Annotated in this window: 16 protein-coding genes and 1 pseudogene; 4 read left to right on the plus strand and 13 right to left on the minus strand. The window is 72.4% G+C overall.

From position 1 onward, the window contains the following. Positions 1–41 precede the first annotated feature (41 nt). Positions 42–754, plus strand: a pseudogene (locus tag ACFUN8_RS02215) (helix-turn-helix domain-containing protein); the annotation flags it as partial. A gap of 17 nt (positions 755–771) precedes the next feature. Beyond that, on the plus strand, positions 772–987 hold the full coding sequence (locus ACFUN8_RS02220; RefSeq protein ID WP_383630224.1) for a DUF397 domain-containing protein: 216 nt from the start codon (positions 772–774) through the stop codon (positions 985–987). On the opposite strand, the gene ACFUN8_RS02225 is transcribed toward ACFUN8_RS02220, so the two are convergent. Continuing rightward, on the minus strand, positions 935–2,134 hold the full coding sequence (locus ACFUN8_RS02225; protein WP_383630226.1) for a methyltransferase domain-containing protein: 1,200 nt from the start codon (positions 2,132–2,134) through the stop codon (positions 935–937). The two genes, ACFUN8_RS02220 and ACFUN8_RS02225, sit on opposite strands and share 53 nt — an antisense overlap. 550 nt (positions 2,135–2,684) lie before the next feature. Here ACFUN8_RS02225 and ACFUN8_RS02230 point away from each other — a divergent pair. Next, positions 2,685–3,665, plus strand: coding sequence for a helix-turn-helix transcriptional regulator (locus ACFUN8_RS02230; RefSeq protein ID WP_383630314.1), 981 nt, complete (start codon positions 2,685–2,687; stop codon positions 3,663–3,665). Between the two features lie 38 nt (positions 3,666–3,703). On the opposite strand, the gene ACFUN8_RS02235 is transcribed toward ACFUN8_RS02230, so the two are convergent. Together ACFUN8_RS02235 and ACFUN8_RS02240 are read right to left on the minus strand one after the other, a co-directional pair. Further along, positions 3,704–3,997, minus strand: coding sequence for a hypothetical protein (locus ACFUN8_RS02235; protein WP_383630228.1), 294 nt, complete (start codon positions 3,995–3,997; stop codon positions 3,704–3,706). Next, the gene (locus ACFUN8_RS02240) at positions 3,997–5,379 is read right to left on the minus strand and encodes an amidohydrolase (RefSeq protein WP_383630230.1); all 1,383 of its coding nucleotides are present in this window, start codon (positions 5,377–5,379) and stop codon (positions 3,997–3,999) included. Before ACFUN8_RS02240 ends, ACFUN8_RS02235 begins: the two co-directional genes overlap by 1 nt. 184 nt (positions 5,380–5,563) lie before the next feature. On the opposite strand from ACFUN8_RS02240, the gene ACFUN8_RS02245 reads away from it, so the two are divergent. Beyond that, on the plus strand, positions 5,564–5,740 hold the full coding sequence (locus tag ACFUN8_RS02245; protein WP_189109547.1) for a thiazolylpeptide-type bacteriocin: 177 nt from the start codon (positions 5,564–5,566) through the stop codon (positions 5,738–5,740). Between the two features lie 94 nt (positions 5,741–5,834). On the opposite strand, the gene ACFUN8_RS02250 is transcribed toward ACFUN8_RS02245, so the two are convergent. The 10 genes from ACFUN8_RS02250 to ACFUN8_RS02295 all read right to left on the minus strand — a co-directional run bounded on the left by ACFUN8_RS02250 (position 5,835) and on the right by ACFUN8_RS02295 (position 22,816). Next, entirely contained in the window at positions 5,835–7,844 is a 2,010-nt protein-coding gene (locus tag ACFUN8_RS02250) for a TOMM precursor leader peptide-binding protein (RefSeq protein ID WP_383630232.1), read from the minus strand. Continuing rightward, on the minus strand, positions 7,841–8,596 hold the full coding sequence (locus ACFUN8_RS02255; protein ID WP_383630316.1) for an ABC transporter permease: 756 nt from the start codon (positions 8,594–8,596) through the stop codon (positions 7,841–7,843). Before ACFUN8_RS02255 ends, ACFUN8_RS02250 begins: the two co-directional genes overlap by 4 nt. A 127-nt stretch (positions 8,597–8,723) precedes the next feature. Continuing rightward, entirely contained in the window at positions 8,724–9,653 is a 930-nt protein-coding gene (locus ACFUN8_RS02260) for an ABC transporter ATP-binding protein (protein ID WP_383630234.1), read from the minus strand. A gap of 42 nt (positions 9,654–9,695) precedes the next feature. Continuing rightward, complete coding sequence (locus ACFUN8_RS02265) at positions 9,696–10,838, minus strand: metalloprotease (protein WP_383630236.1); 1,143 nt, start codon at positions 10,836–10,838, stop codon at positions 9,696–9,698. After that, positions 10,835–11,935, minus strand: a complete 1,101-nt coding sequence (locus tag ACFUN8_RS02270; RefSeq protein WP_383630238.1) for a lantibiotic dehydratase C-terminal domain-containing protein — start codon at positions 11,933–11,935, stop codon at positions 10,835–10,837. Before ACFUN8_RS02270 ends, ACFUN8_RS02265 begins: the two co-directional genes overlap by 4 nt. Continuing rightward, positions 11,932–14,637: a lantibiotic dehydratase gene (locus ACFUN8_RS02275; protein WP_383630318.1), complete on the minus strand. Its 2,706-nt coding sequence runs from the start codon at positions 14,635–14,637 to the stop codon at positions 11,932–11,934. Before ACFUN8_RS02275 ends, ACFUN8_RS02270 begins: the two co-directional genes overlap by 4 nt. Before the next feature lie 171 nt (positions 14,638–14,808). Further along, positions 14,809–16,452, minus strand: coding sequence for a nitroreductase family protein (locus ACFUN8_RS02280; RefSeq protein WP_383630240.1), 1,644 nt, complete (start codon positions 16,450–16,452; stop codon positions 14,809–14,811). A gap of 13 nt (positions 16,453–16,465) precedes the next feature. Beyond that, positions 16,466–18,463 (minus strand): TOMM precursor leader peptide-binding protein, encoded by a 1,998-nt coding sequence (locus tag ACFUN8_RS02285; RefSeq protein WP_383630320.1) that lies wholly within the window; start codon positions 18,461–18,463, stop codon positions 16,466–16,468. A 49-nt stretch (positions 18,464–18,512) separates the two neighbouring features. Next, on the minus strand, positions 18,513–20,978 hold the full coding sequence (locus ACFUN8_RS02290; protein WP_383630242.1) for a TOMM precursor leader peptide-binding protein: 2,466 nt from the start codon (positions 20,976–20,978) through the stop codon (positions 18,513–18,515). 5 nt (positions 20,979–20,983) lie between these two features. After that, positions 20,984–22,816: a BTAD domain-containing putative transcriptional regulator gene (locus ACFUN8_RS02295; RefSeq protein WP_383630244.1), complete on the minus strand. Its 1,833-nt coding sequence runs from the start codon at positions 22,814–22,816 to the stop codon at positions 20,984–20,986. Positions 22,817–22,823 lie beyond the last annotated feature (7 nt).

The raw sequence follows: 22,823 nt of genomic DNA on the forward strand, positions 1-22,823 counted from the left end.
GAAGTGGCCTGAGTCACACGGTGGCCGAACCGCTAATACCCATGATGCGGCAGCGGCGCCTCGGTACCGAAGTGCGCAGGCTGCGCGAGCAGATGGATCTGTCCGTGACGAAGGCAGCCGCGCTCCTCGGCTCGTCGCAGCCGCAGATCAGCAGCGTCGAAACGGGACGCTTCGCCGTGAGCGCGGACCGGGTCCGCTCCATGGCCCGTAGCTACACGTGTGCGGACGAGGCCCTGATCGAGGCGCTCGCGAAGATGACCGGGGGACGGACCCGCGGTTGGTGGGACGAGTACCGCGACATGCTGCCGCCCGACACCCTCGACCTCGCGGAGCTGGAGCACGTCGAACACCGCGTCTCGTACCGCATCAAGCGACAAGCCGTGCTCTAGGGCGAGAATCCGACACCACTCACGGCGATCATCCATGAGGCCGCCCTACGTATGGGCTTCGGCGGATCGGAGGTGGCTCGTGCACAACTGCGCAGCCTCATCGACATGAGCGAACGGAGACACATCACCATCCTGGTGATCCCGTTCGGTGTCGGCGCTCTCCCCGGTTCGGGCCAGAACATCCACTACATGGCCGACACGGTTCCGCCCTCGACACGGTTCGACTCGATTCGGAACATGGTGCCGAGTTCCTTGATGCCCCACCGCAGTTGGCGAAGTATCAGGCCCTTCTGGACCGCATGGAGGGTTGCAGCCTCAAGCCAGCGGCGTCTCGCGTGCTGATCCGCCGGATCGCGGAAGAAATCTGCGAAAAGGGTCACCCATGTCCGTCCACAACTGGCGGAAATCCTCGTTCAGCGCAAAGGCGAACAGTTGCGTCTACGTCTCCGCCGCCGACGACGGCACCATCAAGCTCCGCGAAAGCGACGACCCCGACACCGTCGTCACCACCACCCCCGAAAAGCTCCGCGCCTTCATCCTCGGCGTCAAAGCGGGCGAGTTCGACCACTTCGCCGCGCCGGCGTCACCCCGCGACTGAACGGCCGCGGGAGCAGGGCGTCCGGGGTGTCGAGCCACGGCCGTTGCGTACCGTCGCGGGTCACCGTCAGTCCGTAACGGTAGAGGTCGGGGCGACCGGCCCCCGTCCAGTGGTCGTGGGCCCGGTCGAGTTCGTCCAGCAGGTCGCGGGGTCCCCATTGCCGGGCCGTGCCGCCGGCCACGTACGCCCACGACGTACGGGTCGACAGCCACCACGCGAATTCGTCGCCGGAGTCCGCGTCCTGGCGGTCGACGTGTACGCCCGGGAGCATCAGGCCCACCGCGAATCGGGCGTGGTAGTCGTCGTCCAGCCAGCGTGGGGCCGACCGGGCCGGTCTCGCGCGGCTGTCCTCCCACGCGTCGTGGGTGTAGACGTCGCGCAGCGGCGAACAGTCGTCACGGCGCTGGCCCCGCAGGTCCATGAAGGCCATCGGGTGGCCGAAGTGGCCCTGCGCCCGACCGTCTTCGGTGACGCGCAGTACCGCCATGCCGGACGTCGCGAGGGTGGTGCGCCACGGAGTCACGATCAGCCCGCCCGGCCGCACCTGTCGGACCCACGCGCCCGGCACGCGGTGCGACGATGCCGTCGAGAGCAACCTGTCGTACGGCCCCCCGGCCGGGTGCCCGGCCTCGCCGTCCGCGACGACGACAGTGGGCCGGTATCCGGTCGCCCGCAGGGCTCTTCGCGCGCTCTCCGCCACGACGGGGTCGATCTCGACGCTGACCACGTTCCGCGCCCCGACCCGCTCGCAGAGCAACGCCGCGTTGTATCCCGTACCGGTGCCGATCTCCGCCACCCGGTGACCGGACTCCAGGTCCGCTGCCGCGAGCATCGTGAACACCGCGTTCGGCGCGCTGATCGAACTGGTGGGCAGGGTCCCGCCGTCGGGGCCGGGACGCCCGTCGTCGACCTGCGTCACCACCGACCGGGTCGCATCGCTTACGAGTTGCGCCCAGCCGACCGGGTCGACGGTCCGGTCGAGCGGCCGGTAGGCGTCCGTCGACCACACCCACACCCGGTCGGGCACGAACGCGTGCCGCGGGACTTTGAGGAACAGGCCGCGCATCCAGGGCTGTTGAAAGCCCCCGGCGGCGTCCAGTTCATCGGCGGTGCGGACGCTCAGCGCGTCAAGATCGGGGCCGGTCATTTGCGGTGCGTGCCGCCTCCGGGCTTGGAGACATCCGGGTGCTGGCCGTCCGAATCACGAGGCGACGGTGGTGGGGTCGGCGGTGACGGTGGCGGTGGTGATCCGTGGCTTCCCATTCCGATCCCCTCAGATAGCAAGCGGGCCTGTGGTGCGACATCGCATGATGTCGCCATCAACCACGTTACCGAGCACGTACATTCGGTCGCACCGGCGCGATGGAGCACGCCGCGGGTCAACGAGTTCCGCCGTACGCGCCTCCCGCCGCGTAGGCGGGCATGACCACGGGGAGACTGACGTGAGTCCGCCGAGCCGTTTCGCAACCCGGCGCGCCGGGCGGACAGCGGTCAGTCACGACGTCCACGGTTCACCCATATCCAGGGCACAGTTCCTCGCAAGATCAGATACAGAGTCATGGCATTGCCTTTACTCTCTGCAGGGTCCCCACCGAGCCGCGCCGCGAGCCCGGCGGACCGCACCGGCACCGACAACCCACCCCTTCCTCGGCGTGAACTGACCAAGTAGCGGAGGCCAAGTCTTGGGCGACAACGAGATGTCCGTCTTCGGTGTCTCCCCGACCGAGGAAGAGATCTACCGGCACTTTCTCCGCAATCCGGACACGTCGGCGGACGACATCCATCTGCTGGTGCACACCGAACAGGACGACGCCAGGCTCAGCCTGGACCGGCTGCGGAAGCTGGGCCTGCTCCACCCCGACAGCAGTCACGACCGCGTCTCCCCCGCCGACCCCGGCGTGGCCATCGGCCGGCTGACCGACGCGCGGCTCAACGCGCTCCACGAGGAGCTGCGCCGGGTCATGCAGGCCCGTGACCTCGTGGACGGACTGCGCGCCGAGCAGGGCTCGCGGCTGCCCCCGGTGCAGGGCATCGAGCAGTTGGAGGGCCTGACAGAGATACGGAACCGGATCGACGACCTCGCGTTCTTCGCGCGCGACGAGATCCTGTCCGTGGAGCCGTACACGAAGCTCTCGGCCGAGAACATCGAACGGTCCCGGCCGCTGGACCTGCGATGTCTGCGGCGCGGGGTGCGCATCCGCAATGTGGTGCTCGCCGCCGCGCTGGACGACCTGCCGACCCGTGACTATCTGCGCGAACTGGTCAAGCGCGGTGCCCAGATCCGGGTCGCGGAGAACATCACGGAGCGGATCCTGGTGTACGACGGCCGTACGGCCCTGGTGCCGGTGGACCCGCAGAACACCGCGCGCGGGGCGCTGCTGGCCCACAAGAGCGGGCTCGTCGCCAACATCATCGCCCTGTTCGAGAAGATCTGGACGCAGGCGGACGACCTGCACACCGTCACGAAGGAGACCGCCGACGCGGTGGGCGGGCTCAGCGAGATCGAGCAGCAGGTGCTGATCTCGATGTGCACGGTGGGCAAGGACGAGGCGGGCGCCCGGGACTTGGGGATCTCGGTCCGTACGTACCGAAGACACGTGGCCGATCTGCTTCAGGCGCTCGGCGCCGCGAGCCGCGCGCAGGGGGCGCTGCTGGCCCGCGAACGGGGCTGGATCTGACGGGCTGGATCTGACGGCGGCCGGGCGGGAGGGGCGGGTCAGCGCTGCTCCGTCCAGCCCCACAGCGCCGCGTCCGCCAGGACCGCCCGGACCGCGCGGCGGATGTCGGTGTCGGTCGTCGCGACGTCCCGCGCGATCCACAACCGCACCCGGTCGCCCGCGACCTCGGCGACCTCCGGGACACATCTCAAGTGCCCCGGCAGCAGCCCCAGCAGGCGGATGACCGTCGTCTCGGCGGACGGGGCCGCGCTGTCCTCGCGGACCGTCACGACCTCCACGTATCCGGGGGCGTTCCCGATGTCCGCGCACCCGTGCCACTGGGCCGTCATCATCAACCTGTCTCCTTGAACAGCTGCCCGGCGGCCGTCGCCATGGCCGCGATACCCGCCGGCAGAGCGGTCCGTACGTCGGGGGCGAACTCCGCCGAGTGGTTCGGCGGCACCGGCCGGCCGGCCGAGCGCGCGGCGCGCCACTGGCTCGGGGACACCGTACCGACCATCCAGTATGCCGTCCGCACACCGTCGACGGCGAAGCGCGGGAAGTCCTCGGTGGCCATCGAGCCCGGCCAGTCCGTCACCCGGTGCGGGCCGAACTCCCGCTCGTGGGCGGCCCGTACGGTCGCCGTGGCCGCCGGGTCGGGCAGCAGGGCCGGGGAGCGGGAGACCAGCGTGACGTCGGGGTTCCGGGGGCAGCCCGAGGCGGCGCACTCGGCTCGTACGATGCGTTCCGCCGCGGCCACGGCCCGCTCCAGGGCCTGGTCGGTCGCCGCGCGGACGGTGATGCTCAGTTCGGCGTCGTCCGGGATGACGTTGCCGAGCCGGCCGGCGCGCAGGGAGCCGACGGTCAGGACGACCTGGTCGGACGGCGCCGTCTCGCGGGAGACGACCGTCTGGAGGCGCATGACGGTCGCGGCGGCGGTGACGACGGGGTCGACGGTGAGCTGCGGCGTGCCGGCGTGCCCGCCGTAGCCGTGGATCACGACGTCCAGCGCGGCGCTCGCCGCCATCATCGGCCCCCGGCCGTGCGCGAGTGACCCGGCCGGCAGGGGCGCGGTGTGCTGGGCGAGGACGACGTCGGGGGTGCCGAACCGCTCGTAGAGACCGTCGGCGAGCAGCGCGGCCGCCCCTTCCAGGGTCTCCTCGGCGGGCTGGCCGACGACCAGGAGGGTACCGCTCCAGCTCTCCGCCGACCGTGCGAGCAGGGCGAACGCGCCTGCGGCGGAGGCGAGATGGAGGTCGTGGCCGCAGGCGTGCATGGTGCCGGGGACGGTGCTCGCGTACGCCAGGCCGGTGCGTTCCTCGATGGGCAGGGCGTCGAGTTCGGCGCGCAGCATGAGGGTGGGGCCCGCGCCGTTGCGCAGGACGCCGACGACGCCGTGGCCGCCGACGCCACGGGTGACGGTGGCGCCGTCGCCCGCCAGTCGGGCGGCGAAGCGCTCGGCGGTCCGGGCCTCGGCGCCGGACAGCTCCGGGTGGGCGTGCAGTTCGAGATAGAGCCCGAGGGCGTCCCGCAGGGTCTCGCGCGGTACGGCGGCGGGCCCGAGCGGTACCGGATCCGGTCGGGCTGCGGCTTCCGCTTCGGTCGTGGTTTCCGGTTCGCGCGCGGCTTCCGGCCGGGCTGCGGCTTCCGGTTCGTTCGCGGCTTCAGGTCCGGCTCGGAGTGATTCCCCGTTCAGCGCCTCGATCACGCGCCGCTCACCTCCTTGCTTGAGCATTCCTTGAGGTTCGAGGGTGCGGCAGGACACGCGCACCTGACACACGTTCCGCTGACACCACCTGTCAGCGGTGTGACAGCGAAAGCCGGGCCGAACTGACAGCGGGCACCGGTGGAATGAAGCCACCGCAAGGGAGCGCCGCCGGACCAGCCGGTGAAGCCCCGGTGAACGAAGGAGAACCCCCATGGCCCCGAAGACCGGACTCGCCACCCTCGCCGACGAGATCCTGGAGCTCGAGTCGGAGACCTTCGAGATCTCGGACTACTCGGACGCGGTCGAGGTCGTCCTCGCCGGTTCCACGTCGTCCTCCTCGACCTCCACCTGCTCCAGCACCACCAGCACCACCTCCTGCTCCGCCTGATCCGGCTTCGCAGCGAGCAACCGGCCCCTTCCCCCGTGGGAACCACCCACCGGGAGAGGGGCCGGCTGCCGTCGTGCCCGGCGCGCGCGGGGTGTTACGGGAACGGATGCGGGACCGCCTTGACCGCGGACTCCGGCAGATCGTCCGTACGCCGCCCGGCCGCCCGCAGCGCCGTGCGCAGTCTCGGCATCAGCAGGGCCCGCTGCCGGGTCCAGCCGAAGTCCAGCGGCAGCAGACCGGGCACGGTCGTACTCACCGTGTACAGCCCCATCCGCCGCTGCTCCGGCGTCGTCTGGTCGACGGCGATCACGTCGTACCCGGCGCCCGCCAACTCGTCGCGCAGCAGCCGCAGATCGTCCAGCAGGTCACCGGTGCGCGGCCGCAGCGGCGCCCAGTCGGCGTACGTCTCGTCGAGCGAACGCACGGCCGTCGGCTCCAGATACTCACGCGCGTGGTGCGTCATCTCCGGCAGGCCGTACAGCTGCGCGTGGTCCTTGAGGTGCAGGACCTTGCGGTAGTCGCCCGCCATCTCGCGCAGCTCGCGCTCGCGTTCGGCGACCTGGTAGGGCAGGTGCGGTATGTAGGTGAGGACTTCGGAGAGGGCGGCGTCGACCGTGCCCTCCGGGTCGAAGCCGGCGGCGGCGCTGAAGGAGAGCGTGCCGAGACCGCCGTCGCGCCGCACGGCGAGGGCCGTGACGACGGGCACCGCGAGATCCATCCGGGTGTCGAAGGCGTGCACGTCGTAGCCGTGCAGCGCGGCCCGGTCGAGCATCGTGCGGATCGTGCCGCCCCGGCACGATCCGAGGTCGATCTCGGTGAGCTTGGCGCGGCCGTACCAGGCGAGCAGGAACGCGTCGCGTTCGATCAGCTCCAGCAGGCCGAAGAGGATCGCCTCCTCCAGACTCCCGCCGGTGGCACAGCCGTTGGAGCACTCGAAGACGAAGTTGTCGGCGTCCACGCCCGCGCTGTAGTGCGCCAGGCGCGCGGGAATCAGGATCGGGCGCTCGTCGCGCAGCGAGTGGCCCCACACCCAGGGGATCGGCCGGTCGGGGTCGAACGGGCTGACCAGGTGGTCCTTCTCGTACGTCACGTCCGCGTAGAAGCCGCAGTCCGCCGGGTTCAGCGCGTCGGCCGCGAGGTTGTTGTACGAGTCGACGACCGGGGTCGTGCCACGGCGGCGGTGGGTGCCCGCGTACCGCTCGAGTCCCTCCAGGAACGCCAGAGTCCGGCTGGTGGAGTAGCTGTTGGCCTGGCCGCTCCAGGTGACGTCGTTGAGGCCGGCGTAACCGCGTACGAAGTGCGTGCCCGCGACGGGGGCCGTCGTCGTGGACGCCGGGTTGATCCAGGTGTCCGAACCGAGCGCGCCGCAGACTGGGTTGGCGAGCGCGGCGGTCGGCAGCGGGTACGCGCCCAGTGAACGCAGGCGGTAACCGTCGGGGTCCGGCTTGGGCCGGGCCGTCAGCCGCATGCGGGCGGCGTCGGCGGTGTCGGGGCGCAGGGGGACGCAGGACGGGCAGAGCGGTTCGGGCAGCAGCGGGAAGGTCGCGACGGCGAGGGTGCCGAGGTCGACGCGGGTGACCTGCGGCAGTTCACGGTCGGCGGCGGTGGCGGCGGGCGGGGTGAACTCCCCCGTACGGACGGCGAGATACGCCGCCCAGACCGCGTCCACCGCGTAGTCGGTGAGCAGCGGCCAGTCGGCCGCGCCGTGCGGTTCGTGGCCCAGCTCCAGCGCCTCGCGCTCGGATCGGCTGCGCAGCCGCTGCCAGCGCATGGCGAGGCACTGGCCGCAGGCGGAGTGGGCGGCGGTGTCGGTGGCGGTGCCCGTCGTGCCGCCCCAGGGGCCGACGAGGGCGGCGCGCGAGGTGAGCTGGACGTTGGCCCGTGGACGTACGGCGGCGTACGGGTCGGGGTGCCCGAAGCCGAGGACGTCGGCGCCGCCGAGGGGCACCACGAGCGGGGCGGGCACGCTCGCCGCGCCGTGGGCCGTGTGCCGTACGGTCAGGGCCTGTTGGAGGTGTGCGCGACCGCGCTCCAGCGGGGTGCCGTCGGCGAGGGTGCCGTCGGCGAGGACCACAGCCGCCCCCGCGACTGTCCCTGTCGTCATGACTGGTCGCTCCAGCGGAAGGTCTTCAGCGCGACCGCGCCGAAGACGACGGCGAAGGCGGTGATGCCGCCGCAGGCCACCAGGATGTCGCCGCCGCCTCCGTCACCGGTGACGGCCGCGGAGATGCCGTCGTTGAAGTAGCGCAGCGGCAGGACGAGAGACACGTTCTGCATCCACCCCGGCATGGCGTCCAGCGGGAAGAACGACCCGGACAGGAACGCCATCGGCACCATCAGGCAGTTGGCGACGGCGGCGACCGCTTCCGGCGTCCTCGCGAAGGAGCCGACGATCACACCGACCGCGAGGAACGCGGTGATGCCGAGGAACAGCACGGGCAGCGCCAGCGGCCAGCTCCCCGCCGGTTCGAGGCCGAAGAACGGCAGCATCGCGACGAGCACGAACATCGCCGCCTGCACGGTGCCGATGGCGAGGGCCAGGACGTAGCGCGAGCCGAGGATCGTGGGCAGCGGGGTCGGCGTCATCCGGATCAGCCGCAGGATGTCGTCGCGGCGCCACTGCATGATGACGAACCCGACGCCGAACACGGCGGCGTTGGCGACGCCCCACGACAGCACACCGGGGGCGATGTAGTTGATGTACGGGCGACCGCTCTCCTCGACGGTCATGCCGTGGAAGATCAGGCCGAAGACGACCAGGAAGAGGAGCGGGAAGGCGAAGGTGAAGAAGAGGGTCGTCCTGTCACGCGTGTACGCCAGGTAACCGGCCCGGCTCAGCGCGGAGTAGGCGCTCATGGGGCGCGTGCGCGCCGTGGTCGTACCGGAACCGGGCGGGGTGCTCGTGGTGCTCATCGTGTCGGTGCTCCGTCTCTCAGTGCGGGCGTCGGGTCCGGGGGCGGGCGTAGGGTCCGGGGGCGGCGGGCTACGCCTGCGGGCTGCCGGTCAGTTCGAGGTACACGTCCTCCAGGCTGGCGGTCCGGGTCTGTACGCCGTGGAGCCCGGCGAGCGCGTCGACCGCCGACAGCACCGTGCCCGAGTCCTCGGTCTCCAGCACGATCAGGTCGCCGTCCACCGAGGCCCGCAGCACACCGGGGATGGCCTCGGCGTCGGCGAGCGAGAGCCGGTCGGCGGGGACCAGCAGTCGGGTGACCGTGCTGCTGGCGGCGACGAGCCTGCCCGGCGTGTCCAGCGCGACGATCCGGCCGTCGATGACGATCGCGACGCGGTCGCACAGCGCCTCGGCCTCGTCCAGGTGGTGCGTGGTGTAGACGATGGTCCGCCCGGCGCCCTTGAGCGCGCGCAGCACCTGCCACAGCGCGCGGCGGGCCTGCGGGTCGAGCGCGGCCGTCGGCTCGTCCAGGAAGATCAGCTCGGGGTCGTGGACGAGCGCGGACGCGATGGCCAGACGCTGGCGCTGGCCGCCGGAGAGGTCGTCCACGCGCACGTCCCGCTGTTCGGTGAGACCGACGGCGGCGAGGCCGCGCGCCGGCGCCTCCCGGTCGGCCCGGTAGAGCGCGGCGACCGTCTCCAGGTGCTCGCGCGCCGTGAGCCGTACGAAGAAGGCGGACGCCTGGGTCTGGACGCCGAGCCGGGGCAGCAGCTCGGGGTCGCGCGGCCAGGGGTGCCGGCCGAGGACGGTGACCGTGCCCGAGTCGGGGCGGCGCAGGCCCTCCATGATCTCGACCAGCGTGGTCTTGCCGGCGCCGTTGGGGCCGAGCAGCCCGAAGAACTCGCCGCGCGGGACGGTCAGCGAGATGCCGTCGACCGCGTGCTTCTCCCCGTACCGCTTGTGGATCGTGTCGAGGACGACGGCGGGGCCGTCGGCCTGGCCGTCGGTGGGTGTGGGGGTCATGCGGGTCTCCCTGAGAGCGGATGGCGTGCGTGGCGTGCGGACTTACGTGGCGAGGAGGTGGACGACGAGCGCGACGACGGCCGCGACGATCCCGGCCAGGACGAGCAGCGAGCCGAGCGTGTAGCCGAGGTAGGCGGTACGGGCCCGGCGCGGGTACGCCTTCGCCGCCGGGTCGCGGCGCACGGCGAGGCGCACGTACTCCCGGCTGGACGCGGCGAGTCCGGTCGCGCCGCACAGCTGCGCGGCGATCTTGTACCCGTCGAGCGGCGGGAACGGTACGAGCATGGCCAGCGCCTGCACACTGCCGAGGAACAGCAGCCCGGCCAGCGCCTCGCCGGTGGCGTCGTCCACCGGGGCGAACAGCCAGACCGCGCAGAACGGCAGCAGGACGGCCAGGTTCATCACCGCGCCCGCGACGGCTGTCGCGACACGGTCCCGACGGGTGTGCAGATAGAGGTAGTTGTCGACCGTGCAGTACATGATCACGACGGGCAGGCGCCAGCGCAGTCCGATCTCGGCGACCTGCCCGCCGTAGCGTCTCGCCACCACCCCGTGGGCCAGTTCGTGCAGCGCCGTGCTGAACCAGAGCAGCGCGGCGGCGCCGGCGAGCAGGACCGGGTTGGTGAACAACGCCACCGCGCCGTCAACGAGTTCGCCGAGGCGCGCCACCGCCACGACCTCCATGGCGGTGATCAGGAGGAGCAGCGGGACCATGAAGGGCGCGGCGAGCAGGAAGCCGACGGCGCGGTGGAGCCGCTCGGCCGTCGCGTTCGCGTCGGCGACCAGGGGGAGGGTGCCGCGCAGCAGGGTGCGCCTCGGCAGCTCTGCAACGGTTGTCGCGGGAACCTCGGGGCCGCCTTCCAGCAGGCCCCGGACGCCCAACAGGCCCAGCAGTTGCTGCCAGTTGGCGTCGCCCAGGCGTTTGCCGTACGCCGCCGCGTACTCCGCGCCCAGCTCGTCGAGACCGCGTGTGCCGTCCATGCGCGCGATCAGGAAGTGTTCCTTGACCCCGACCTCGTACGACTTGCCGCTCCCCGGGTTCTTGACGAGGTGCACGGTCCTGGGACCGAGCAGGAACGCGTCGCTGACCAGCACGTCGGGGCGCAGGCAGGGCCGGTACCGGTCGGTGGGGGCTTGGCCTGCGGGGGCTTCGCCTCCGGGGACGCGGCCCGTGGGGGCGGTCATGGCGCGGTCACCGCCGCCGGCTCCGGCTGTGACTCCGGCTCCGGCTGCGGCCCCGGCTGTGACTCTGTCTGTGGCGGCACGACGGACTCCCGCAGTGTCCGGCCCAGGACGTGCGACAGATACGCCTCGTCGCGGATGGTGACATGCAGCCGGTTGTTCGTCATATGCATGTACGGGGAGAGCAGCAGCGGCAGCGCGACAGCCGGGTCCGTCACCCGCTCGTCCCGCTCACCGTCCCAGGACCGGAAGACCAGGTCGCCGTCGAGCGTCAACTTCCGCGCTCGGTCGTTCAGTTCGGCGCAGTGCTCGGCCCAGCCCGCGAGGAAACCGGGCAGCCGGGCGGGCTCACCGGCGCCGACGGCGGCCCTGATACGGGCGAAGTGGCTGGTGAGCCCGGGAGCCATTGCCGCGTAGTTCTTGTCGTACTCGACGGTGCCGATGAAGCCGGTGCCGGGGAACGCCGTGTGCCAGAACTCGTAGTAGCTCTCCAGATACTCGGTCAGCTCCCGGTCGCCGGGCAGGAAGGTCCCCGACATGACCATCATCAACTGCGCGGACGTGCCCAGCAGTACGGTCCGCAGATGCAGGTTCTTGGTGCGCAGCGCCTCGATGACGAGATCGCTGGAGTGCCGGAAGTGCCACTCTGCCAGCTCGATCCCGGCGGGCCCGCCGTACTTGCCGTACTCCGGCTCGTACGGCTCGGCGCTGCGCGAGTTGTTGGGGCGCAGATTCATCCGGCCCTGGTCGTCCATGTAGTGGCCGCGCTCGCTGCCGGGAAACTCGATCTCGAACAGCGTGTTGTAGAAGTCGTTGAGGAAGCCGGAGTCGACCTCGTACAGCGCGGGCCGCTCGGCGAGGAAGGCGTCGACGGCCTGCTCGGTGCGGGCGCGGACGGCGGGCGCCGCCGCCTCGTCGGCCGGCTTGAGGCGCAGCCGTACGTGCGGGCCTTCCAGCCAGTAGTTCATGAAGAAGTAGTTGTCGATCAGGCCCTCCGCCTCCAGCTCGGCGACGAGCGGGCGCACGCACTGGAGCAGGAAGGGGCGGGGGTTGGCGGCGTAGAAGACGTGCGTGGCCTGCCAGTCGGCGGGGACTGTCATGGGGCATCCCTCCGTGCGGAGACGAGTTCTTTACGAGTGGGAGGGGCGCCGGCCAGTGTTTCCACGGCCAGCTCGGCGACATGGCGGCCACGTGCGGAGACGGCGTGCAGCCCGTCCTCGTCGGGCAGCATCTCGCGGAACACGACGCGCGCCCCGTCCGTCTTGAGCAGCGCCTCGAACGCGGTGAGCGAGAGCGCGCTGTCGAAGTCCAGATACTGCGGCTTGGCGCCGGTCGCCCCGCGTGCCCCGCTGTCCGAGACGGTCACGAAGACCCGGTCGGGCAGCCCGGTCGCGCGCCGGAAGCGGTGCCAGCCGAGGAACCATTCGTCGTCCGAGACCCCCGGCGCGTGCAGCGGAAGCCCGGCGGCGGGCGCGCTCCAACTGCGCCTGCTCAGGACGACGCTGCCGTGCCGCACGCGCGGCCTGCGGGTGACTCCGCCGACCGGCGCGCCCTCCGGGACGCCGCCCCACACATTGAGCGGGGCCATCGAGGTGGGCGAGAGGAGCAGCAGGGTGCGGGGCAGTTCGGGCAGCGCGAGCGGCACGAGATAGCCGAGGTAGACGGGAACGACCTCGCGGCCGAGCCGGGTCGAGCGCAGCACCAGCCGGTCGGCCGTCTCGTCGTGTTCGACGTACAGGTCGTCGAGACTCAGGCGGTACGCCTCCGGCAGCGTGCCGGTCTCGCCGGGGCAGACGATCTCGTACTCGGTGAGTCGCCCGTGCAGATTGAGATTGCTGGTGACGGGTCCGCCCGTGACCTCGGCGAACACCGCTCCCGGCGGCTGCACTTGGGCCGCCCCGGCCAGCAGAGCGGTGTCGAGTCCCTCGAAGCACTGCGTGAAGCGGCTGAAGGGGAAGGAGAGACCGCCGTAGGAGCGGTTGAGGACGACCAGCGGGTCGTGCGGGCGGTCGGCGAGCTGGATGTGGTGGCTCATCGGCGCGAACGTCGGTGCGGCCGGGGCGAGTTCGGCGGCGACGTCGGCGAGGAAGCCGGCGTCGAGGTCGATCTCGTCGCTGTCGCCCTCCGCGGCCCAGAGGGCGCGCATCCGCTCGATGAACAATTGCCGCGCCGTGTCGATCGCCTTGAGCTGCGGCAGCCCGAGCCAGTTGACCTCGGGCACGTACCGCCCGTCCGCGTCGAAGGTCGTACGGCTCGCGGTGAACGTCATGTACTGGTCGAAGAAGTCCTCGTGGAAGTCGTGCACCAGCTTGAGCAGATCGTCGCAGCGCCCGCCCTGTCCGTATCTGGCCAGGAAGAAGCCCTTGAACGTGACGCGCTGAGGGAGCGTCAGATCGAAGGCCGGCAGTACGCCCTCCACCCGGCCGAGCGGCCCGGCCGTCAGCTCACGCCAGGCGCCGAGGCCCATCGCCGTCTCGCGTCCGGCCGCCGCGTCCTCGTACAGCAGGGTCTGCGGCACACGGGGTTTCTCGGCACCGAGTTCCGACTGGACGTCACTGAGCGTGGTCCGGAGCGCGGCGAGCACCTCGCGGCGCTCGGCGGGCTCCGCCCCGGCGAACCGGTCGGTCAGCGCCACCGCCTCCGCCAGCCGCCCGGCCAGCTCCGTGGCCCACGGCCGGCCCAGCTCGCGCAGCGACCGCTGGAAGGCACGCAGCGGGTCGGTGTCATGAACCGCCGTACGCAGCGCGGGTACTTGGACCATACCCAGGTCCATCAGCGCGGCGAGATACTGCTCCGCCTCGTCGGCCCCGGCCTGCGCGTCGTCGGCCAGCCAGGCCGCCAACTCGCCGTAGCGCAGGGCCGGGTGCCGCTCGAAGAAGTCGAGCAGCCGCTCCAGGGTGCCGCTGCGGCGCAGGAAGAAGAGCCGGTCCTTCACCGCGTCGAAGGTGACGGCCGTGTCGTCGTCGCCGGTGGTGACCCAGCGGCGTACGTAACGCACCCGGTCGTCGTCCCGGCCCCAGCCGGAGGCGGGGGCGACGGGCAGATCCGCGCGGCGTACGGGGTCGGCGATCACGCACTCGGCGAGGCGGCCGAGTGCGACGACGTTGAGCCGCGCGTGACCGGTCCACTTCTCGGCGACCCGCACCTCGAAGCCGTCGCCGCCGGCCGGACGGCCCTCCTCGAACTCACCGAGTGCGACACCGGTGAACGTCGAGAACGGGCTGGTCTTGCAGACCGTGCGGTAGAGGTACGACAGCAGCGACCGCTCGATCTTCCTGCGCCGCTTGTCGGCCTTGCCGTCCCCGCCCTGCCGCAGATACGTGTCGATCTGCGCGTCGAGCGTCGGCGAGGCCAGCAGCAGCCCCTTGCGCAACCGCTCCTCCCCCGCGATCCCGCGGAGCGCGGCGCGCGCCTCGGCGCTCTCGCTCGCGAACAACTCCGCCCCGGTGGCGCGCAGTTCGGCCAGCTCCCGCCGGTCGATCAGCCAGCGCGACAGGGCTTCGCCCGTCGCCGCGTCGCGCCCGGCGACCAACGCGATGGCGACGCCGGGCTGTCCGGGCAGCCGGTTGTTGAAGACCTCGCGGCGCAGCTTCAGCAGCGCGCGCCGGTCGGCGGCCTCCCGGGGCGCGGCGCCCGCGCCGTCGCCGGTGCGGCCGACGAGGTCGTGCAGCAGATCGCCGACGCGCTCCCCCGCCGCCCGCAGGCGCTCGTCCTCGGCGAGCACGATCTCCGCCCAGCGGCGGCTCGCCGGGCAGCGCAGGGCGCGCACGGTCTCGATCGGCAGCCCGGCGACGCGCAGCATGAACGCGCGCCTCGGGTCCTGGCGGTGCGGGTCGTGGCTGTGCGAGTCGTGGTCGTGCGGGTCCTGGTCGTACAAGTTCTGGTCGTACGAGTTCTGGTCGTGCGGGTCGTGGTCGTGCGGGTCCTGATCAGGCATCCTGCTCCCCCATCCGGTGGTCATCTGGTGATCGGCTCAGGCGATCTCGTACCGGAAGTCGGCGGGGGCGGGGCGCTCGTTGCCGACCATCATGATCAGGAGCGGGGCCTCGCCGGTGGCGTCGAGGCCCAACTCCTCGATGTACGAGACGTTGTCGAAGCCCAGGGCCACGCCGCAGCCCAGGTCCAGCGCGCTGCACGCGGTGTAGACGGACTGGGCGACGGCGCCGATGGTCGCGTTGACGAGGCGGTAGCCGCGGTCGCCGACGGCGTCGAGGACGGCGGCGGTACGGATGGTGGGCACCAGTACGGCGCCGGCCTGCTCCAGGTTGTAGTTGGAGAGGAAGTAGTTGCGCTGCAGGAACTCGCCGGGGCGCCCGGCCTTGACCAGCCGCAGCTCATGGGCGTCGGGGTCGTACTCGTACGCGCCCGGCGCCAGGCCCTCGACGTGGTTGACGAACGCGTACAGCTTCGCGAGTCGCACGCCCTCCTCCGCACTCGTACCCGTGCCGGTGCCCGTACCCGTACCCGTACCGGTGTCGCCGCCGAGGCGTGAGCCCGCGCTGGACGCGGCGAGGCAGGCCGCCAGTTGCTCGCCGGTGACGGGCCTGCTCGCGTCGAAGCGGCCGAAGCTGCTGCGACGGCGGCGCAGCACGGTCCGTACGTCACCGGGCATCGGCCGCGCGGCGGGCAGCGGCGCGACCGGCCGGTCCGGGTCGGCCGGGGGTGCGGCGGCCGGGGCGAGGGCCCCGGGGGCCGGCCGCTCGGTGGCGTGCGCGGAGGTCGTCGCCTGCATCTTCAGCAGCGCGTCGAAGGTGAAGACCTCGCGCGAGCGCTCGACGTCACGGCGCCGCACGGAGACGTTCGCGGGGGCCGACCCCGTGGGCACGGCACCTGAACTCCAAGACGTTCCGGCCCACTTGAGGGGGACGACCGCGAACACGCCCTCCTCCTCGCCCCGGACCCCGAGCAGCTTCTGGAGCCGCGCCTCGTCGAACCACATCGCCGGCTCGACGGCCAGCCCCCGCGCGCCCGCCCACATGCGCCACGTCTGCACGGCGGCGCCGAGGTCCATGCTCACGGCGTGGAAGGAGAAGCTGTTGTACTTGAAGGAGTTCTGCCAGTACTTGATACCCAGGACCAGGTACTGGTCGGTGTCCGCGCCGGGCCCGCCCAGCGACTCGCGCACCTCGCCGGACACGTCTCCGGTGAGCAGGCGCTGCATGGTGTGGTGGCGGGTCGAGTAGTAGTGCACGCCCGGTGTGACGGGGCCGCTCGGTCCGGAGACCCAGTAGACGCTCACGGGGTAGAGGCCGCCGCCGGAGGCGGAGCCGCGCGACCAGTTGGCGAGCGGATAGAAGGGCAGGGCGCTCAGATCGGTGTTGGCCTGGACGCCGAGCCGGCGGCCGGTCAGGCCGTACGAGTCGAGGAGCATCCCGGAGAGCGACGTCAGGTCGAACGTCCCGCCCTCGGTGCCCTCAGTGCCCCCGCCGTCGCCGAAGGCGCGGTCCAGGCTCGCGTCCGCCGGATAGTCGGCGACGGGCAGCGGCAGGCTGTCGACCCCCGGGTAGTACTTCGCCTTGCGCGGCCCGTCGGACCAGTTCGGCACGAAATCGGCCGGAGGCATCGGGACCCGGCCCCGCTGCATGATCGCGGCGGCGTAGTCATGGGCGTACCCCATGGTGGTGCTCCTCTCAGGGGAACGGGTGCGGCGCGAGGTTCAAGTCGGCGTCGGTCAGGTCGTGTTCACGCATCCCCGCCTCGCGCAGGGCGGTACGCAGCCGGGGCATGCCGAGCGCGCGCTGCCGGGTCCAGCCGAAGTCGATGGGCAGCAGGCCGGGGACGATCACCGAGACCGTCGTCAGGCCGAGGTCCCGCTGCTCGGGCATGGTCTGGTCGACGACGACCACGTCGAATCCCTTGTCGGTGACGGCACTCACGCATCGCATGAGGTCGTCGCGCAGATCGTCGGAGACGGGCGGCGGCGGGGATCCGGCGCTGTGGCCGTCGCCGTGGCGGTCGCCGTGGGCGTGGGCGTGGGCGTGGGCCTGGCCGTCGCCGTACGCCTCCGTGAGTGACCGCTTCCGCGGCCGGGGCGCGCCCGGTTCGCCGATCAGGAAGTGGGCGTTGTTCCCCATCTCCGGGATGCCGTAGGCGAGCGGGTGGTCGTGCAGCGCGGCGACCTTGTCGTAGTCGGTGGCCATGGCGCGCAGCCGGACCTCGTCCCGCTCGGTGCGGCCCTGGAGGTTGACGGCGTCCGTGGCGATCTCGCACAGCGCCCCGGCCAGTGCCGACTCCGGGTCGAGCCCGGCGCCCGCGCCGAAGCACATCCGGCCCCGGCCGCCGTCGGGACGGACGGCGACGCCGGTGATGACGGGGATGGGGAAACTGATCCGGGTGTCGAAGAAGCGGGCCTCGTACCCGTACATCTCCAGGCGGTCGACCATCTGCCGGGTGGCGGCGCGGGTGCTGGTGCGCGGGTCGAGTTCGGGGAGGGCGGCCCGCCCGTACCAGGTGAGGAGGAAGGCGTCGCGTTCCACGACCTCCATGAGGCCGAAGTAGACGGCCTCCTCCATACAGCCGCCGGACGCGCAGCCGTTGGAGCTCTCCTGCACGAACCGGTTCTCCAGGCCGGGCGCGTGATAGTACGTCAGCACTTCCGGCACGAGGACGGGCCGGTGGTCGCGGAGCGAGTAGCCCCAGACCCAGGGGAGTTCACGGTCGGGGTGGAACGGGGTGACGCGCGGGTTGGCGCGGTGGAACTCCTCGGAGTACAGGCCGACTTCACGCGGATCCAGTGCGTGTTCACCGGCGGCCCGCAGGCCGTTGAGCGAGCCACGGGTGCCCGCGGCCTTGGCGCGCGAGCGCATTCCGGCGTACCGCTCAAGTCCCTCCAGGACGCCGATGCGCACGCTCTGCGCGAAGGTGTCGGCGTGGCCGCCCCAGAACGTCTCGCGCAGATACTCGCCGGAGCGCATCGAGAAGCAGCCGATGGTCGCCGAGGTGGAGGTGGAGGAGACGTCCTGCACGACGGAGGGGCCCAGCGAGCCGCAGACCGGATTGGCGTACGGCTCCACGGGCAGCTCGTACGCGCTGATGTCGCGGAGCCGGAAGCTGCCCGGCTTGTGTTTGGGCGCGGGCTTCAGGGTGAGGACGGCCGCCTCGGGCGTGTCCTCCTCGCCGCGTCCGCAGCGGGGGCATTCGGGGTCCGGCACGAGCGGGTAGTGCCGTACCTGAAGGGTCTGCAGGTCCACGAGGTGAACCGCCGGGAAGGAGCCGGTCGACGGCCCCTGCCCGGCGAGTCGGGCCTCGACGATCCCGGCGAGGGCGTCGGCGGTGAACGGGGTGATGTACGGCGACTCCCCGGCGGCCCTGGTGCCGGAGCCCAGCTCCAGGGCCTCGCGCAGCGCGACGGAGCGCACGCCCTGCCAACGGCGGGCGAGACAGCGGGCGCAGGGGCGGTGGGTGGCCGCGCCGACGGTTTTTTCGGCGTTGTCGGCGTTGTCAGCGTTGTCGGCGTTGTCCGGGAAGGGTCCGACGACGGCTTGGCGGCCGTAGAACCGTACGGGCACGCTTGCGGCCCACGCCTCCCCCGGGTCCGCGTCCGCGAAGGCGTCGTGGACGCCGAGCGGCGCGATGTCGAGCGCGGGGGCGGGGGCGGTGCCGTCGGCCGCGTCGAAGCTGCGGCGCATCAGCGTGGCGAGGTCGCGGGCGGACCGCTCCCAGGGCTCGGGCTCGGGCTCAGCCGGCATCGGGGGCACCCTCCGCGCCGGTGGTGAGCAGCACGCGTGCCGTGCTGATGCCGCCGGCGGGCAGATCGGCCGGGGTGGTGGCGACGTACAGCACGTCGCGTCCGGCCGCGCGCAGCCGGTCGAGGACCGCGTCGAACGTGGTGGCGGTCGCGTCGGCGGCGACCGGCTCGGCGGTCAACAGGACGGTGGCGGAGGCGAGTTCACCCATCAGCGGGTCGCCGGTGTCGACGGTGGAGTCCGGGTCCTCGGTGTCGAGCTGCACCTGGCCGATGAGGTCGCGCAGCGCGGCGCACGCGGCGGTCGTCCGGGAGAGCCCGGCGGCGACGGCCCAGCGTCCCCGCCCTTCGGGTCCGGCTCCCGCGGCTCCCGGTCCGGCTCCCGGTCCGGCCGTGTCCGGGCCGCCCGTCTCGCGGGCCAGGACGACATGGGCGCCGGAGTGCTCCTGCTCGCCGAGGTCGACCAGCTCGGCCCGTATCCCCACGTTCGGGACGGACTTGAGCAGGAAGACCAGCTCCGGGTCGGCGTCCGGCTCGCCGGCCGCCGGGGAGGTGACGAGCGCGCCACGCGCCTCGCCGCGTACCGCCCGCAGCAGCGCGCCGTGGGCGAGCGCCGACAGCAGGCCGCGGCCCGCCGCCTCCTGCGGGCTGGGGCCCGCGCCCGCGCCGGCGGTGGTCGCCTGGTGCAGACGCTCGGCGTTGTACGGGCCGAACGGCCGTACGGCGGCGGCCGGTACCCGCACGGGCTCCTTGGTGAGCAGCGAGGTCGCGGTGAGCCAGGCGCCCACCGTGTCGACGCCCGCGCCGGTGCCGCTGCCCGTGGTCAGGCTGTCGGGGGCGAGCGCGGCGGCACCCGCTCCGGGCGGTCCTGTGTCGGGCGTCACGGGCACGACGTGCTCGACGTACGTCTCGGCCGCCGCGTACAGCGCGCGCAGCCGGGCGCCCGCCAGGTGGTGCACGTCGAAGGCGGCGATCCGCCTGCGCGGTCCGTGGCCGACGGCCAGTTCGACACGGCTGATCTTGAGCGGGGTCTGGGTGAGGCTCTCGTCCTCGTAGCGGCTGAAGATGCCGGTGAAGGGGCGCACCAGGGCCGTACTGATCCGGTTGAGCCCTTCGACCAGGGCCTCCGCCTCGCCCGCGCTCTCCACGGTCGGGGTGACGGGGAGGGTCAGTCCGCCGGGGAGGGCGGGGCGCGGGGTCTCGGTGGCGGGGGCGCACAGCGCGCAGCGTGGGTGGGGCTGGACGGGTTCGGCCATGACGTCGAGCGATTCGAGGTCCTGGACGAGGACTTGTCCGTCGGTCTCGGCGGGCAGCACGCCGGTGGTGAGGCGGAAGATCTCGTAGCCGAGGAGGTTGCCGGACATCGCGGCGACGGGGCCGGTCAGCGGGGAGCGTCCGGCGGCGCGGGCGGTGGCGCCGCCCGCGACCTCGCTCCAGATGTCGGCGGCGGTTCCGGCGTCGGTGTTGCCGCCGAGGCGCAGCACGGCGCAGGACCAGCAGCCGGTCGAACCGGCCTTGCTGAGCGGCCCGGTGACCGACCTGCGGCCGAACGTCCAGGCGGGGATGAGGGTGATGCCCTCGGGCACGCCCGCCGACAGCAGGGCGTGGGTGCGGGCGGAGGCGTCGGCGCCGGTCACGACGACGATGTCGTAGCCGTCGAGCGCGGCCCAGTCGGGGTCGGCGGGGAGGCTGTCGACGGTCACCGGGCAGTCCTGGGCGGCCAGTTCGGCGATCTCGGCCAGCAGGGTCCGGTCGCTGTCCGCTTCTCCCTCGACGGCGAGATGGGCTCCGCCGTTGCGGACGAGGCTGAGCGCGCACCAGCGGGCGACGGGTCCGGTGCCGAGGATCGCGACGCGGGTGGTGCGGTAGCGGCGGAAGCGGGCGAGGGCGCCGTCGGCGTAGTGGTCGGCGTACGCGATCTGGGCGGCGAATCGGGTGGTGACCGCGTCGGTGAGGGGGTCGGGGAGAGTGCGGGGGAGATTGTTGGGGACGGGGGTGCGGGCGTCGGAGGTTTCGGGGGTGGCGGTCTCGGGGGCGGCGGTCTCGTCCTCGGGGATGTCACGGGCGAAGCCGCGCTCGTACAGCGTCTTGACCAGTTCGGCGGCCATGGCCTGCTGCGCGGGGCCGAAGCCCTGGCAGATGTCGGCGAGCCGGTGGTGGCCGGCGAGATGCGGCACCATCAGCGAGGCGAAGCGGTAGGCGGTGCGGCCGGTGAGGTGGAAACCGCCGTCGGCGTTGTGGAAGAGGACCCCGCCGGGCGTCTCGGTGAAGAGCACGTCCCGGCGGACCCGGGGCCTGGTGCCGGCCAGGGCGTCGAAGGCGGACACGGCGGTCGCGGCCGTGTCCTGCGCCGCCGCTTCGTGAACCGCCGCTTCGTGAACCGCCGTTCCCTCAACCGCCGTTCCCTGACCCGCCGGAGGCGCGACGGCCGTCGGGGTCGCTGTCGCTTCTGCAGCCATGGGATTCACACCTTCTGTATCGGTCGGGATCGATACGGCGCTGTTCTGCGCGCGTACACACGGAGCAGTTCGTGCACCCGGTACGGGCCGGGCGGCCCTTCTTCCAGCAGTCCGGCGTCGGCGAGCCGGTCCAGTACGTCGTCCGCCTCGACGGGGGACATCCCCAGTACGCGCACGCTGTCCTCGGCCGTGAAGTGGTCGGGGATCTGCGCGGCGACCTTCAGAAAGGCGTCGGCGAGCCGGGGGTCGAGCCGGTCGAGCGCCCCGCCGAGCACCCGGTGCACCGACAGTTCGGGCGAGTCGGCGAGCGAGAGCCGCGCCAGCGGGTCCTCGGCCAGCCAGCTCACGGAGTCGGCCAGCCGCAGCGCCGGCCGGGTGAGCAGCCGGGCCGACATGATGCGCAGGGCGAGCGGGTGGTGGCCGCAGGCGTCGGCGAGACCGCGGGCCGCCTCCGGCTCCGCCTCGACGCGTTCGGCACCGAGGACGGCGAGCAGCAGCGCGTACGACTCCTCCTCGGTGAAGGTGCCGAGCCGCAGCACCCAGCCGCCGTGGGTGGCGACGAGACCGGCGAGGCCGCGCCGGCTGGTGACGATCGCCGCGCCGTCGGCGCCGGCCGGCAGCAGTGGCCTGACCTGGTCGGCGTCGACCACGTCGTCCAGCAGGAGCAGTGCGCGTTCGCCGCGTACCTGGTCGCGCAGGGCGTCGGCCACCTCGGCCGCCGCGTCGTCGGGGCTGCGGGGCGTACCGTCCGGGCCGACCATCCGCACCATGAACAGCCCGCCGGGGAAGGCGTCCTTGACCTGGTGCGCGAGGTGTCTGGCCAGTGCGGACTTCCCGATTCCGGGGGCCCCGGACACCAGGAGGGTGACGGGGTCGTGGCCGGGCGCGGTCAGCCGCTCCAGCAGCGCGGCGGTCTCGGCGGTGCGCCCGGTGAAGGAGTGCACGGCCGCGACCGGCCCCACCATGGCCGTCGGCGGCGCGGCCCGCTTCGTGGTGGTCACGGCGGCCGTGGCGGTGGTGGCGGTGACAGCCGGGTGCTGCCGCTCGCCGCCGCCGGAGACGTACGCGGGACCGGCGGGGTGCCGGTCGTCGGCGGGTCCCAGGTCCTCGCCGCGCAGGATGGCCATCTCCAGCCTGCGCAGCGCGGGCGAGGGGTCCACGCCCAACTCGTCGTGCAGATAGTCCTTGACCAGCCGGTACTCGGCGAGCGCCTCGGTCTGCCGGCCCGTGCGGTACAGCGCCTCGATGAGCTGTTCCCGGAACCGTTCGTGTCCGGGGTGGGCCCGGCTGGCGCTCCACAGCTCCACCAGCGCCTCGCCGCAGCGGCCGAGCCTCAGCTTGAGGTCGCAGGCGCGCTCCAGGGTCCGCAGCCGTTCCTCGACGAGCCGGGGGACTTCGTCGCGGTGCAGTACGTCGGAGCGGACATTGGCCAGGACGGAGCCCTCCCACAGCGACAACGCCCCTTTGAGCACGTGCAGTTCGCTCTCCGGGTCGGCGGCCTCCGCGGCGCGCCGTACCTCGTCCCGGAAGCCGATCAGATCGAGATGCCGGGGCCCGGCCGTGATCCGGTAGCCACCGGGCACGGCCTCGATGGGTGTCTCGGTCACCCCGTGCTTGGTGAACAGCCGGCGCAGCCGCAGCACACACGTCTGGAGCGCGGCCCGGGAGGTGGCGGGCTGTTCCTCGCCCCACATGGTCCGCTGCAAGTAGTCGGCGGAGACGACCGAGTTCGCATGCAGGAGCAGTGAGGCGAGGAGAATGGTGGGTTTGGACGGCTGGAGGACGACGGTGTCGGAGCCGTCCGTGATGCTGAGCGGCCCGAGGAGCTGAAACCGCACCGGCTAC

Origin of the sequence: Streptomyces sp. NPDC057307 (assembly GCF_042667665.1) — a bacterium.
GTDB lineage: Bacteria > Actinomycetota > Actinomycetes > Streptomycetales > Streptomycetaceae > Streptomyces.

Bases quoted from the DNA above. Each gene is read 5' to 3' on its own strand.
- ACFUN8_RS02275 (WP_383630318.1), bottom strand. From the start codon at position 14,637: ATGCTGCGCGTCGCCGGGCTGCCGATCGAGACCGTGCGCGCCCTGCGC.
- ACFUN8_RS02265 (WP_383630236.1), bottom strand. From the start codon at position 10,838: ATGACCGCCCCCACGGGCCGCGTCCCCGGAGGCGAAGCCCCCGCAGGC.
- ACFUN8_RS02290 (WP_383630242.1), bottom strand. From the start codon at position 20,978: ATGGCTGCAGAAGCGACAGCGACCCCGACGGCCGTCGCGCCTCCGGCG.
- ACFUN8_RS02260 (WP_383630234.1), bottom strand. From the start codon at position 9,653: ATGACCCCCACACCCACCGACGGCCAGGCCGACGGCCCCGCCGTCGTC.
- ACFUN8_RS02280 (WP_383630240.1), bottom strand. From the start codon at position 16,452: ATGGGGTACGCCCATGACTACGCCGCCGCGATCATGCAGCGGGGCCGG.
- ACFUN8_RS02220 (WP_383630224.1), top strand. From the start codon at position 772: ATGTCCGTCCACAACTGGCGGAAATCCTCGTTCAGCGCAAAGGCGAAC.
- ACFUN8_RS02240 (WP_383630230.1), bottom strand. From the start codon at position 5,379: ATGCTCAAGCAAGGAGGTGAGCGGCGCGTGATCGAGGCGCTGAACGGG.
- ACFUN8_RS02225 (WP_383630226.1), bottom strand. From the start codon at position 2,134: ATGACCGGCCCCGATCTTGACGCGCTGAGCGTCCGCACCGCCGATGAA.
- ACFUN8_RS02250 (WP_383630232.1), bottom strand. From the start codon at position 7,844: ATGACGACAGGGACAGTCGCGGGGGCGGCTGTGGTCCTCGCCGACGGC.
- ACFUN8_RS02285 (WP_383630320.1), bottom strand. From the start codon at position 18,463: ATGCGCCGCAGCTTCGACGCGGCCGACGGCACCGCCCCCGCCCCCGCG.
- ACFUN8_RS02255 (WP_383630316.1), bottom strand. From the start codon at position 8,596: ATGAGCGCCTACTCCGCGCTGAGCCGGGCCGGTTACCTGGCGTACACG.
- ACFUN8_RS02230 (WP_383630314.1), top strand. From the start codon at position 2,685: ATGTCCGTCTTCGGTGTCTCCCCGACCGAGGAAGAGATCTACCGGCAC.
- ACFUN8_RS02235 (WP_383630228.1), bottom strand. From the start codon at position 3,997: ATGATGACGGCCCAGTGGCACGGGTGCGCGGACATCGGGAACGCCCCC.
- ACFUN8_RS02245 (WP_189109547.1), top strand. From the start codon at position 5,564: ATGGCCCCGAAGACCGGACTCGCCACCCTCGCCGACGAGATCCTGGAG.
- ACFUN8_RS02270 (WP_383630238.1), bottom strand. From the start codon at position 11,935: ATGACAGTCCCCGCCGACTGGCAGGCCACGCACGTCTTCTACGCCGCC.